Here is a 13,718-nt window from a genome sequence, read left to right on the forward strand (position 1 = left end):
GGGATCCTTTGAAAAACATCAACTTGTTATTTATTACTTCTAACCCCAATTACTATCTCTCAAGAACGGTCGATTATTTTATTCAAGCGTTGCGAGCGCACTTAAATATCCAAGTGTCATATCGATCAGGGTTTATTCAAGATATAATAGACAGCAGTGCTTTCGACCCCGATTTTGTGTACATTGACGATTATTTGGGCAGGAGGGGACCTGCGGTTACTGGTTTAACTACATTAAAGTGTCCATACGCTGTGAATATGCATGATTTACATGAGACGAGGGATTCTTTACTCAGTATAAAACAGAAAAAAGAGATATTAAGGAAAGAGGGAGTAGAACACATTTTTGTTTATTGCCGCGATGCATTTTTACGTTGGTATCCGGAGTTTTCAAACTATATGAGGTGGCTGCCCCATCATGCCAATACGAATATTTATCGGAACTATGAATTGGAAAAAGATATAGATTTCATGATGCCTGGTGTGGCGATTCAACCTTATTATCCGTTGCGGGCGACCATTGTAGAAAGGTTGAAAGACCGACCCGAATTCGTTTTACTCCCCCATCCGCATTATAGAGAAAGAAAATATGATAAAGAGGGGATTTTCATTGGTGAGGCGTATGCACGAGAGTTAAACCGAGCAAAAATCTGCTTTACGTGCGACACCCTTTATCAATACCCTGTTAAAAAGTATTTTGAAACGCCGGCATGTCATACGCTATTATTGGCATCTTTTTCACAAGAGTTATACGATCTCGGATTTAGACCTGACGAAAATTTTGTTGCGATCGATGAAAATAATTTTGAAGAGAAAGCATATGATTACTTGAGGGACGAAGAAAAAAGAAAGTATGTGACGGGCAAAGGAATGGACATGGTTCACAAACGTCACGCTACTAGCAAACGGGCAGAAGAATTTGTCGAAATGATTACAAAGATCATAAATGAATAACAACAAAAGATAAAAGAAGGTGGATTTGTGCTATCACAATCATTTTAAATGTGTGCGGAAAGGTTTGATTGTATGGAAAATAGTGATGAAAAAACGATACGAGTGCTTCATGGACCTATGAATATCGCCAATCAAATGGAGGCATTATCAAGGGGATTAAACGAAAACGGTGTTTATTGCCGTACAGTATCGCTTGTTAATGATTATTTGCGATATCCTGCTAAATACCCACTAGAAAATGTGTGGGAACGCAACATCGCTCCAGCCGAAGTTTTACGTTTTCTAGAGGAAAACTGTGTGCCGAATTTTGATATGTTTAATTTCCATTTTGGGCGTAGTTTCACTCGAAACTATTCAGATTTACATCTGCTTTCTAGTAAAAAGAAACCCATTGTGATGCATCACTGGGGAAGTGATGCGCGTTCTCTAGAGAGTGCGTTAAAGATTAATCCTTATGCAAAAGTGAAGCCAGGTGCTGAGAAGAAAATCATTGACACATATTTAAGGTACATTGCAAGGTATATTAAACATTGCATCGTTCAAGATGAAGAAATGAAATTTCACGTAACAGATTATTACGAGCATGTTCACATTGTGCCGGTCATGATAGACATGTCTGAATACGAGTATGTACCTGTGTCAGAACGAGAGAAGATGTTAATTGTCCATGCACCGACTCATACGGGCATCAAAGGGACGGAAACGATCGTAAAAGTGATGAGCGACTTGCAGCAGGAATTTGACTTTGATTTTAAACTCATTAAAGGTTATTCACATGCCGAAGCGAAGAAACTTTATGCCCAGGCTGATTTAGTCATTGATCAGCTACACCTCGGCATTTATGGCATGGTGTCAATTGAAGCAATGGCAATGGGGAAACCGGTCATTTGTTATGTGAGTGATTTTATGCTAGACCATTATCCTAAAGATTTGCCTGTGATGAATGCGAATCCAGACACATTTCCTACCGTCATGAAGTCGGTGTTAAAAAATAAAGACGTGTTACCTGAGCTGGGTAAAAAAGCAAGAACATTTGTGGAAGCGCGTCACGACATGTTAAAGAATAGTTTAGAAGTAAAACGGATCTATCAAGAGATCATGTCTTTGGTCTAATGGGGGGTGTACGACGTGAAAAAGAATGCGATCCGCGTTCTCCATGGCCCGTTAGAAACAGCGAATCAGATGGGGACACTTGTGAAAGGGTTAAACTGTCATGGTGTACATGGGAGAAGTGTGAATTTGATTAAAAGTTATCTCAATTATGAAGACCCTTATCGATTGGAGAAGTTATGGAGGCCTGGAGCAACGCAACAAGAAATTTTAGCGTTTTTAAAAAATGAGTGTATGGATCAATTTGATATTTTTAACTACCATAGTGGTTATCGCACATTTACACATGGATATGCAGATGTGCAGTTGTTAAAAAGCGAAGAAAAGCCGCTGATCATTCACCATTGGGGAAGTGAAGTGCGGGTATTGGAAACAGCATTACAAACAAACCCGTATGCGGTTGTAAAAGGAAGCTTTAGTGCGGGTCATATAGACAATATGTTAAAGCTGCTTTCCAAAAACATTCGCTATTGTGTTGTTCAAGACATGGAGATATACCAGTATGTGAAAGATTACTATGAGAATATATTTGTTGTACCCGTGATGATTGACTTAGGAGATTATGAGATGGATGCAAGAGAAAGTGATAACGACCGTATGCTCATTGTGCATGCACCTACAGACACAAAAATAAAAGGAACACAAGCTATTGTAGAAGTGATGGCGCAATTAAAAGATGAGTTCGCGTTTGACTTTAAGTTAATCAAAGGTTATTCACATACTGAAGCAAAAAAATTATATAAACAAGCAGATTTAGTCATTGACCAACTACATCTTGGTATTTATGGCATGGTCTCAATTGAAGCAATGGCAATGGGAAAGCCGGTTGTTTGTTATATGAGTGATTTTATGCTGGACCACTATCCTGATGATGTACCCGTGATCAACGCGAATGCAGATACGTTACGTGATGTAATGAAAACCGTTTTAAGAAATAAAGATGCATTACCTGATATTGGAAAAAAATCAAGAAAGTACGTGGAGGAACGTCATGATATGTTGAAAAATAGTTTAGAAGTAAAGCGGATTTATGAACAAATGTTATCTTAACATACGGTCCACTTATTGGTCATGAAGGAGGATATTCAATGGAAAAAATCAAGTTCCTTTATATAGGCAGAAACTTAGAAAGGCCAATGGTTTTGGGACTCGGGTATTTTTTTAACGAAATAAAAAAGATGACTGATTTCCACGCATCATATTCTTCAGGATCTATTGAAAATATTCTTGCTCAGATTGATTTTAAGCCAGATTTTATCTATTTGCATGAGTATATGGCTAAACGTAGATATGACCCGTCCGTTACAGGCGTAAAAAAAATAAGTATCCCGTGCGCAGCGCTATTTAGTGATATTCATCTATGTAAAGAAGAGCGGAAAAAGGCAGTGAAAGAAGAAGAAATCAAATATGTATTCACATATTATCGGGACAAATTTTTACAATGGTATCCAGAGTTGACAGACCAAATGATTTGGATGCCGCCAGAAGTGAATACAGACATTTTTAAAGACTATGGTGCAGAAAAAGATATTGACTTCTTGATGACCGGAAACACGCATCCGAAATTTTATCCGCTCCGTGCGAAAATGCTCGAAACATTTAAAGGGAGGGATGGTTTTTTTGAACGTCCGCATCCGACGTATGAAAGAATGTATGCAGCACCTCATCAATGTGTACTCGGTGAGCGGTATGCGATGGAAATCAATCGCGCAAAAATGGCTTTTACATGTGATAGCATCTATCAATATCCTGTATTAAAGTATTATGAAATTTGTGCATGTAATACGTTGTTGCTCGCACCATGTTCAAAAGAAATACGTGACCTTGGTTTTATACCGGGAGAACACTTTGTGGAAGTAGATGAAAATGATTTTGAAGAGAAGGCATATTATTATTTAAACAATGAAGAAGAGCGGAAGAGGATAGCGCTGAATGGCATGGAAATGGTACATCGAAAGCACGCGACGACCGTCAGAGCCGTGCAGTTTATAAAGAAGGTAGAAGAAATTATTGCAAAAGAACGTTCTGAGATGTAAAGGGGTGGACATATGATTTAACAATAAGAAAGATGAAGGGAGCTGTCAGTGTGAACGGAAAGAGACGATGGATGCCTCTTGTTATGATGGACTCCGTCATTGTTTTTTTCGCTATTTTCGTGAGCTACTTCTTGCTTTTTTTGGCACCATTTTCTTTGACGATGAATCTAACCATCAGTTCATTCTTGTTGTTGTGTCTACACCATTTATGTGCGTACGTGTTCAATTTTTACAAACGAGCGTGGGAATATGCAGGTGTTGGTGAGATAAAAGTAATTGTGTCTGTTGTAACGATCCCAATACTTTGTGTTATCATGGTCCATTTTTTTTTGTTGCAGTTTGATATCCGTGTCCTAGTCGTCACCTGGATGATGCATATGCTGTTCATAGGAGGACTACGGTTGATGAACAATTTGTATCGTGGTCATGCGGAAAGCAAGAAAACAGGGAGGAGAACGCTTATTATCGGCGCAGGCTCTGCTGGAACCTTGCTGGCACAACGGTTACGACAGAGAGTGCAAGAAATAGAACCCATCGGTTATTTAGATGATAATTTTACAAAACACGGCTTAGAAATTGTTGGTTTGCCTGTACTAGGCAGCATTAAACAAGTGAAGAATATTGTCAGTGAGTTTCAAGTCGATTGTATTATTATTGCGATCCCTTCTCTTAGTAAATCAGTATTAAACCGGATTATTACACTTTGTGCAGAAACGAAAGTGCAGACGCAAATCCTACCTAGTTTGGAGGATTTGATGTTGGGACGCGTTCAAGTTAGTGAGTTTACAGATGTGAATGTAGAAGATTTATTAGGACGGGAACCTGTCAAACTCGATGCGGAAGGTGTGACAGAATACATTACGGGGAAAGTCATCTTAGTGACGGGTGCCGGTGGGTCAATTGGCTCTGAAGTTTGTCGTCAACTAAGCCGTTTTTCACCAGAGAAACTCGTTTTGCAAGGACACGGCGAAAATAGTATTTACCTGATTGAGAGGGAACTCCGAGAAGAGGTGCCATCTTTATTAATTGAGACAGAAATATCAGATATAAAAGATAAGGAAGCAATGTTGTCCATGATGACAAAGCACCGCCCACATGTCATTTTTCATGCTGCTGCGCATAAACACGTTGTATTGATGGAACATCATTTTGAAGAAGCGGTGAAAAACAATGTCGTTGGCACCCGAAATGTGGCAGAAGCTGCACACGAAGTGGGGGTCAATACTTTTGTGATGATCTCAACTGATAAAGCTGTACACCCAACGAGTGTGATGGGGGCAACGAAACGACTCGCAGAAGCTGTCATTCAACATTTAGATACGGTAAGCGATACACGTTTTGTCGCTGTTCGGTTCGGGAATGTGCTAGGTAGTCGCGGGAGTGTCATTCCGTTTTTTAAAGAACAAATTAAAGCAGGGGGACCAGTGACGGTTACTCATCCGGATATGGCGCGTTATTTTATGACCATACCAGAAGCATCACGGCTCGTTTTACAAGCAGGTGTCTTCGCGCAAGGGGGAGAAATTTTTGTGCTTGATATGGGTGAACCAGTGAAAATTGTAGACCTGGCACGTAACTTAATTTGTTTATCCGGATACACAGAAGATGAGATTCATATTACTTTTACGGGTGTGCGCCCAGGGGAAAAATTAACGGAGGAGCTGCTTGGGGAAGATGAAGTACATGAAGAGCAAGTTTATCCAAAAATTTATCGAGGAAAGAGAAAGAAACTTAAACATCATGATGTTGAAAAATTCCTTTCTCAATTTGAAAAAAGGGAAGTAGGGAAAGAAGAATTACTTCGAGTAGCAAATAACATTTAGAAATAAGGGGAGGGAGGGAGAGTGAAACAGCTAATCATTGTCGGGGATGGTGGTCATAGTCAAGTGATTCAAGACATTGCAAAAGCAAATGAGTTGACAGTGGTGGCAATAGTAGATGATCTTTACGACAAGCCGCGGCATGGTGCAATTGTAAGGGCGCCATTCATCATGCTAGAAGAGATGCTTGTTTCTTACCCAAATAGTGTCATAGTGGTTGCAATCGGTGATAACCAAATAAGGAAGCGTATTGTAGACGGTATTGAGATAGGAGAAGAAAGATACGGGACGCTCATTCACCCTAGTGCTGTTATTGGCACGAATGTCACCATTGGTGTTGGCACGGTTGTAATGGCAAATGCAGTGCTGAATGCGCGTGCAACAATTGGGAGGCACGTGATTGTGAATACAGGTGCCATCGTTGAGCATGACTGCTGCGTGGGTGACTTCGCCCATTTGTCCCCACAAGCAGCAATGGCTGGCGCAGCAAAAGTAGATGAAGGCACACATTTGGGAACAGGGAGTGTTTTAATTCCTAAAGTTCATGTCGGTGCTTGGACAACAGTAGGTGCTGGTGCAGTTGCAACGAAGCATATTCCGCAGAGATGCACAGCGGTTGGTGTCCCAGCTCGTTCAATAAAAAGTGTAGATTAGTGAGGTGTATAAGATGGATCGTGAACGTATCTTTTTATCTCCTCCTCATATAGGTGCGGCAGAGAAAAAGTATGTAGCGGATGCTTTTGAAAGCAACTGGATTGCGCCACTCGGTCCAAATGTGGATGCTTTTGAAGCTGAAATAGCTGACTATGTTGGGAGCCGGTTTGCGACAGCGACGAGCTCTGGGACAGCGGCCATTCATTTAGCATTATCGCTTGTCGGTGTGGGGAAAGGAGACATTGTCTTTTGCTCCACCTTTACATTTGTAGCGAGCGCCAATCCAATTCTTTATTTAGGTGCCAAACCGGTGTTCATTGATTCTGAGCCTGATTCTTGGAATATGTCTCCTGTTGCTTTACAAAAAGCAATGACGTATTACGTGGCGAAAGGATTGCTTCCTAAGGCAGTCATTGTCGTAAATCTCTATGGACAAAGTGCCGATTATGAACCAATTTTGCGCATTTGCCGTGAACACAGTGTCCCAGTAATTGAAGATGCAGCGGAATCACTTGGATCAACATATAAAGGAAAGAAAAGTGGGACGCTTGGAGACTTTGGGGTGTTTTCATTTAACGGAAATAAAATCATTACGACGTCTGGTGGAGGCATGCTTGTTTCAAATAATCGGGATTTTATTGAGAAAGCGAAATTTTTAGCGACGCAAGCAAAAGAACCGGTGTTACACTATGAACATGAGCAACTTGGTTATAATTATCGTTTAAGTAATGTATTAGCGGGAATAGGTAGAGGACAATTAGAAAAGATTGAAGAAAGGGTGCGTGCAAGGAGAGATGTTTTTAACCGTTATCGAGATGCTTTCAGCGGGATAAAAGGGATGACATTTATGCCTGAGGCGCAATTTGGTCGTCATAATCGCTGGCTGACGACCTTAACGATAGACCCACAACAAGTAGGCAAGACATACCCGGAAGTGATTCAAGCGCTTGAAGCGCATCAAATCGAAGCACGACCGTTGTGGAAGCCGTTGCATTTGCAACCATTGTTTCAAGAAAATTTGAGTTTTGCGCACGGAGATGAGTATGTTTCAACGCAGTTGTTTTGTCAAGGGTTATGTTTACCGTCTGGGTCTAATTTGACAGCGGAACAACAAAATAAAGTCATCCAAATAATGAGGAGTGTACTGGCCGTGTGAGTATTGGTCAAAAAGATGTGGCATGATGTACTTCATGTTAAAATAAATGTGTAGTTAGGATAAAAATGATATATGACGTGTCAGTAAAGAAGGTGAACACATGAATATCATCGCAATCATGCTAGGGGGATTCCTTGGAGCTATTTGCCGGTATATGTTAGGTGAATGGCTCCACATCGGAGAAGGTTTTCCTATTGGCACATTTTTAGTAAACATGAGCGGCTGTTTCCTTCTAGGAATGTTTTTAACATATGAAGCTACAAAAGTGCCTCGTCGCGATTTACTCGTATTATTTGTAGGGACAGGCTTTTTCGGGTCGTTCACAACGTTTTCTACGTTCTCTACAGAAGTTGTTTTATTATGTGAAAGAGGGATGGTAGGGTTAGCGATCGTCTACATACTTTTAAGTGTGATATTAGGTGTGCTTGCAGCAGGAGGCGGTTGGAAGCTGATCCGAACATATGCCGCACAGAAAGGGGAAGCAAAATGATTTGGCTCATTGGTGTGGGTGGGGCATTCGGAGCGGCAGCACGCTATTTGATTGGCTCATTTATCGGGAGATATATTGACCAAAGAAAAGAGTTTCCATTTGCGACGTTGCTCGTGAATGTATCTGGCTCTGCATTGCTTGGGGTAGTTGCTTACTTACATTTTATGGAGCAAGTGAATGAAGAAATTTGGTTGCTTGTTTCAGTTGGGTTTTTCAGTGCGTACACGACATTTTCAACGTTCGGTTATGAGACAGTGACAATGATCGAGAAAAATGAATGGAAAAAAGCGATTGTGTATGCGAGCGCGTCTGTTGTGCTTAGTATATTGGTTACGTTCTTTTCGTGGCGTTGCACAATGTATATTTTAAAGTAAATGGCGTTGTGCACAAGAAGACAGTCTTTGGAAGTTACTTGAAGGGGTGGTTTCGGTCGTTTCCTTTCGTATTCCTCGGAAAAGACTGGCGTACAAGCGTGTAAAATGGTAGACTAAAAGGAAAGATCAATGTATGTTGCACTTAGGTGTTAGCTGAGGGAGGAAATGGTGTACAGATGTTACAAGGAAGGCGATAGAGAAGAAAGACGCACCTTGAATGGGGGATGTTGTTGTGACGATAAAGTTAATTAACATTGGGTTTGGAAACATTGTCTCGGCGAATCGGATTGTGTCGATTGTGAGTCCAGAATCGGCACCTATTAAACGAATTATGCAGGAAGCACGTGATCGCAATATGTTAATTGACGCAACATACGGTCGGCGTACCCGTGCAGTCATTGTCACAGATAGCGATCATGTTGTGTTAAGTGCAGTTCAGCCAGAAACGGTTGCACAGCGATTACATATAAAAGAAGAGGAAATGTTGGAAGGATAGCTGTTTGGAGGTGAGGGCGGTGTTCACAAAGAGAAGAGGTTTACTACTTGTATTATCAGGACCGGCTGGGGTTGGTAAAGGGACGGTTTGTGCGGCGCTCCGTGCGCAAACAACTGAGATTGAGTATTCTGTTTCGGCGACCACGCGTGCACCACGTGAGGGTGAAGTTGACGGTGTCAATTATTTTTTTAAGTCCCGTGAGGCATTTGAGCGCATGATTTCAGCGGGTGAGTTGTTAGAATGGGCTGAGTATGTTGGCAATTACTATGGTACGCCACGTAGTTACGTGGAACAGACGCTTGATTCAGGACAAGATATTATTTTAGAAATTGAAGTGCAAGGTGCACGTAAAGTGCGAGCGGCGTTTCCAGAAGGTGTTTTTATTTTCTTGGCACCGCCTAGCTTGCAAGAGTTGCGGAATCGCATCGTTAACCGAGGGACGGAAACAGAAGATGTGATTAATGAGCGTATGAATGTAGCTGAAGATGAATTAGAGCTTATGAGTATGTATGATTACGTTGTTGAAAATGATGAAGTCGATCGGGCGGTCAGTCGGATTCAGGCAATTGTTACGGCAGAACATTGTCGCCGTGAGCGGTTGACTGATTAACAAGATGATAAACGGGCAGGATGAACATAGATAAGAAAAATGAGAGGGTGAAGGAAAAGAATGTTATACCCATCTATTGATAATTTACTTGAAAAGTTGGATTCGAAATATTCATTGGTGACGGTATCAGCGCGTCGTGCGCGAGAAATGAAAGAAGATACGTCACGCGCGCCGCTTGTGAAAGTCGCGCAGTCTAGTAAGTTCGTTGGCATGGCGTTAGAAGAAGTTGTACATGATCAATTAACAAAAAAAACGCCGCCAGCTGCTGTGTTAGAAAAGAGCAAATAATGTTTTAAAGCTGTCTTCGCCGGTGCGCGCTTTTGGTATGAGGAATCATGCGCGAGCGAGTCGGTGGGGGCGCTTTTTTTCATTTTTGGGGGAGCATGTGTAGGGGGGAACAGGATGCTAGAGAATAAAGTCATTGTTGTTGGCATATGCGGCGGCATTGCTGCTTTTAAGTCAGCAGCGCTTGTCAGTCAGTTAACACAAGCTGGTGCAGAGGTACATGTCATGATGACAGAATCGGCAACAAAATTTGTGACGCCACTCACTTTTCAAGCCGTTTCACGTAACCATGTGTACATCGATACATTTGACGAACCAGATGCAGGAAAAATTACGCACATTGATTTGGCAGATCGCGCCGATCTTATTTTTTTGGCACCGGCGAGCGCAAATACGATCGCCAAACTTGCTCACGGTATGGCAGATAACATGTTGACAACGACAGTGTTAGCGACAAAAGCACCTGTTGTGTTGGCACCAGCAATGAATGTTAACATGTTTGATCATCCGAGTGTGCAAGCAAACCTTGCACGTTTGGTTACTTATGGGTACGAGGTGATTGAACCAGATGCGGGCTTTTTGGCGTGCGGCTGGACAGGAAAAGGACGCATGCCCGAAGTGCCGCAGTTGCTAGAATATATTCAGATGCATGCGACACCGAATACAGCCCTTGCTAATAAGCGCGTCGTTGTGACTGCTGGTCCAACACGCGAGGCGATTGACCCGGTACGTTATTTAAGCAATGATTCGTCAGGGAAGATGGGGTATGCACTTGCACGCGAAGCGCGTAATCGTGGTGCTCACGTGACGTTAATTTCTGGACCGACAGTAGAGGCTATCCCTGTCGGTGTGGAGGTTGTCTCAGTGAAGACTTCAGCAGATATGTATGAGGCAGTGCTCGCTCGTTATGATGATGCGGATGTCGTCGTGAAATCAGCAGCGGTTTCAGATTATCGCCCGATGCATGTATACGAACAAAAGCGAAAAAAGAAGGCGGATGACGATTGGACGTTGGCGCTTGCACCAACAGCAGACATTTTGCGAACGCTTGGAGAAGAGAAACACGCACAATTATTGGTCGGTTTTGCCGCAGAGTCGGAACAGGTGGAACGTCATGCACGGGAGAAACTTGCGCGCAAAAATTTAGATATCATCGTGGCAAACGACATTACAGCGGAAGGTGCTGGATTTGATGTCGATACAAACATCGTGTCAATTTATACGAAAGATGATCATTGCCATCATTATGAAAAACAAACGAAAGCCGAAGTCGCTCGCCATGTGTTTGACGAGGTTGAAGCTTACGAAAAAAGGTGTGCACGCCCGTGATCGCAAAAGTCATTGTGGACGTGCCAACAGCTCAAACAGATCAGTTATATGATTACACGATTCCATTAGAATGGAAAGTCGTTGCGAAACCAGGTGTACGTGTCATTGTCCCTTTTGGGCGCCGTGCTGTGCAAGGATTTTTAATGGCTGTAGTACACGAAAGTGAACAATCGAATTTGCGCGCCCTCATTGAAGTACGTGATCCAGTGCCGGTGTTGACAGAAGAGTTATTAGCGCTCGGTCAATGGTTGGCTGCAGAAACGATTTGTTTTACCGCGACGGCACTTGCGGCGATGTTACCGGCAGCATTAAAGGCGAAAGTGACGCAATTATTGACGTGTCATGTAGAACGACATGAGCTTCCACCATCATTACAGCCGTTATTTGTCAAGCAGTGCGCTGTGCCGTGGAAAGATGTACAACCTGTATTGAAGCGCGATGCTGCTACGGTGCAAGCAGCGCTGGTATCAGGAATCGTTTCTATTGATTACGATGTGCAAGAGAAAGGAAAGAAGCGAACCGTTCGCCAGCTGCAGCGTGTGGCAGGCAATCTCGATGAGCAACTGTCATTGCTTTCAGCGAAGGCAAAGAAGCAGCGAGCACTTCTTACGTATGTCGCTACCGCGGAAAAAACGATGCCAACAACAGTGGTGCTCGAGCAAGTGGGGACGACGCGATCTGTGTTGACACCACTTTTAAAACAAGGAATTTTATATGAAGAAGAAATGGAAGTGTATCGTGATCCGCTTGGATCAACGGTCGTTGAGCGGAGTGAACCACTGCCATTGACCGCTGCGCAACAACAAGTGATGGACACTGTACAAACAGCGATCGTATCTGACTGTCATGAAGTGATGCTGCTACATGGTGTGACCGGTAGTGGTAAGACAGAGATTTATTTGCAAGCCATTGCGCTCGTATTGGATAAGGGAGAAGAAGCGATCATGCTTGTACCAGAAATCGCCTTGACCCCGCAAATGGTCGAGCGTTTTAAGGCGCGTTTTGGCGATTTGGTCGCGATTTTACATTCTGGCTTGTCAACGGGAGAGAAATATGATGAATGGCGTAAAATTCATCAAGGTGAAGTGAGAGTCGTTGTTGGTGCACGCTCGGCGGTATTTGCGCCATTCTCACGCCTCGGGCTCATCATCATTGATGAGGAGCATGAGATGAGCTATAAGCAAGAAGAGAATCCGCGTTATCATACACGAGATGTTGCAATCTGGCGAGGGGTGCATCATAATGCGCCTGTCATTTTAGGAAGTGCGACGCCCTCATTGGAGTCGTATGCGCGTGCAAAAAAAGGTGTCTATACGTTGCTCTCTCTGCAAGAACGGGTTGGTGGTCGTCCGTTGCCGGATGTGCATATTGTGGATATGCGTGAAGAGTTACGGATGGGCAATCGTTCGATGTTTTCACAAGCATTGATGGACGCGTTAAAAGACCGATTAGCAAAAGGTGAGCAAAGTGTGTTGTTTTTAAACCGACGAGGGTATGCGACTTTTGTCATGTGTAGAGATTGTGGTTATGTCGCTAGTTGCACACATTGCGATATTTCTTATACGTATCATCGTCTTGGTCATGCGCTAAAATGTCATTACTGTGGTGACCAAACAAAAGCGCCAACAGTATGTTGCGAATGTAACAGTACGCACATTCGTTTTTTCGGTTCTGGCACACAGAAAGTAGAAGAAGAGCTTGCGCGTGTGTTACCAGAGGCACGGGTGATGCGGATGGATGTAGACACGACGCGCAAAAAAGGGTCACATAAACGGTTGCTTGACGCTTTCGGAGCGGGAGAAGCGGATATTTTGCTTGGGACACAAATGATAGCCAAAGGGCTTGATTTTCCTCATATTACACTTGTTGGTGTGTTGTCTGCAGATACAATGCTGCATTTACCTGATTTTCGTAGTAGTGAGCGTACATTCCAATTACTTGCGCAAGTGGCTGGACGGGCGGGACGAGATGTACGTCCAGGAGAAGTGGTGGTTCAAACGTATACACCAGCACACTATAGTATTACGCTTGTACAGCAGCATGATTATGAGGCATTCTTTGCAACAGAGATGCGTGCACGGAAACAAGGCGGATACCCACCTTACTATCATATGGCACTGATCACGATCTCAGATACGACGCTACCATCTGTCATTCAAACAGCGCAAAACATTAAACGGCACTTAACAGATAAACTGGCACGAGAAACGGTTGTACTCGGTCCTGTTGTTTCACCGATCGCCCGGATCAAAGATAGATATCGTTATCAATGCGTGCTAAAATATAAACGAGAACCGAAGCTACAAAAGACGCTCTTTGAACTAATGCGTCATTACGGACAGCAGCGAACGAATAAAAAATTGCAAGTAAGTATGGATGTGTGTCCGTACTTTTTTATGTAAGGG

14 protein-coding genes are annotated in these 13,718 nt (G+C 42.9%); all 14 read left to right on the plus strand.

The window, feature by feature from the left end:
- The first annotated feature begins 8 nt into the window (after positions 1–8).
- Entirely contained in the window at positions 9–953 is a 945-nt protein-coding gene (locus tag BLT29_RS09225) for a glycosyltransferase (RefSeq protein WP_141769879.1), read from the plus strand.
- Positions 954–1,025: 72 nt separating this feature from the next.
- Positions 1,026–2,066 (plus strand): glycosyltransferase, encoded by a 1,041-nt coding sequence (locus tag BLT29_RS09230; RefSeq protein WP_141769880.1) that lies wholly within the window; start codon positions 1,026–1,028, stop codon positions 2,064–2,066.
- A 15-nt stretch (positions 2,067–2,081) separates the two neighbouring features.
- Positions 2,082–3,113 (plus strand): glycosyltransferase, encoded by a 1,032-nt coding sequence (locus tag BLT29_RS09235; RefSeq protein WP_090776044.1) that lies wholly within the window; start codon positions 2,082–2,084, stop codon positions 3,111–3,113.
- 38 nt (positions 3,114–3,151) lie between these two features.
- Positions 3,152–4,099 (plus strand): glycosyltransferase family protein, encoded by a 948-nt coding sequence (locus tag BLT29_RS09240; RefSeq protein WP_090776045.1) that lies wholly within the window; start codon positions 3,152–3,154, stop codon positions 4,097–4,099.
- Between the two features lie 50 nt (positions 4,100–4,149).
- Positions 4,150–5,922, plus strand: a complete 1,773-nt coding sequence (locus tag BLT29_RS09245; protein WP_090776046.1) for a polysaccharide biosynthesis protein — start codon at positions 4,150–4,152, stop codon at positions 5,920–5,922.
- Positions 5,923–5,943: 21 nt separating this feature from the next.
- On the plus strand, positions 5,944–6,573 hold the full coding sequence (locus BLT29_RS09250) for an acetyltransferase (RefSeq protein WP_090776047.1): 630 nt from the start codon (positions 5,944–5,946) through the stop codon (positions 6,571–6,573).
- Between the two features lie 13 nt (positions 6,574–6,586).
- On the plus strand, positions 6,587–7,729 hold the full coding sequence (locus BLT29_RS09255; protein ID WP_090776048.1) for a DegT/DnrJ/EryC1/StrS family aminotransferase: 1,143 nt from the start codon (positions 6,587–6,589) through the stop codon (positions 7,727–7,729).
- Positions 7,730–7,829: 100 nt separating this feature from the next.
- Complete coding sequence (gene crcB, locus BLT29_RS09260) at positions 7,830–8,219, plus strand: fluoride efflux transporter CrcB (RefSeq protein ID WP_090776049.1); 390 nt, start codon at positions 7,830–7,832, stop codon at positions 8,217–8,219.
- Entirely contained in the window at positions 8,216–8,593 is a 378-nt protein-coding gene (crcB, locus tag BLT29_RS09265) for a fluoride efflux transporter CrcB (RefSeq protein ID WP_090776050.1), read from the plus strand. The genes crcB (BLT29_RS09260) and crcB (BLT29_RS09265) overlap by 4 nt, the downstream gene beginning before the upstream one ends.
- A 232-nt stretch (positions 8,594–8,825) precedes the next feature.
- Positions 8,826–9,089 (plus strand): extracellular matrix/biofilm regulator RemA, encoded by a 264-nt coding sequence (remA, locus tag BLT29_RS09270; protein WP_090776174.1) that lies wholly within the window; start codon positions 8,826–8,828, stop codon positions 9,087–9,089.
- A 19-nt stretch (positions 9,090–9,108) separates the two neighbouring features.
- Positions 9,109–9,699: a guanylate kinase gene (gmk, locus tag BLT29_RS09275; protein ID WP_090776051.1), complete on the plus strand. Its 591-nt coding sequence runs from the start codon at positions 9,109–9,111 to the stop codon at positions 9,697–9,699.
- A gap of 60 nt (positions 9,700–9,759) precedes the next feature.
- Positions 9,760–9,987, plus strand: coding sequence for a DNA-directed RNA polymerase subunit omega (gene rpoZ, locus BLT29_RS09280; RefSeq protein ID WP_090776052.1), 228 nt, complete (start codon positions 9,760–9,762; stop codon positions 9,985–9,987).
- Between the two features lie 114 nt (positions 9,988–10,101).
- The gene (gene coaBC, locus BLT29_RS09285) at positions 10,102–11,313 is read left to right on the plus strand and encodes a bifunctional phosphopantothenoylcysteine decarboxylase/phosphopantothenate--cysteine ligase CoaBC (RefSeq protein ID WP_090776053.1); all 1,212 of its coding nucleotides are present in this window, start codon (positions 10,102–10,104) and stop codon (positions 11,311–11,313) included.
- A complete protein-coding gene (priA, locus tag BLT29_RS09290) occupies positions 11,310–13,715 on the plus strand; it encodes a primosomal protein N' (protein WP_090776054.1) in 2,406 nt (801 codons plus the stop codon). Before coaBC ends, priA begins: the two co-directional genes overlap by 4 nt.
- The last annotated feature ends 3 nt before the right edge of the window (positions 13,716–13,718 follow it).

It is taken from the genome of Shouchella lonarensis (genome assembly GCF_900096965.1).
GTDB classification, from domain to species: domain Bacteria; phylum Bacillota; class Bacilli; order Bacillales; family Bacillaceae_D; genus Shouchella; species Shouchella lonarensis.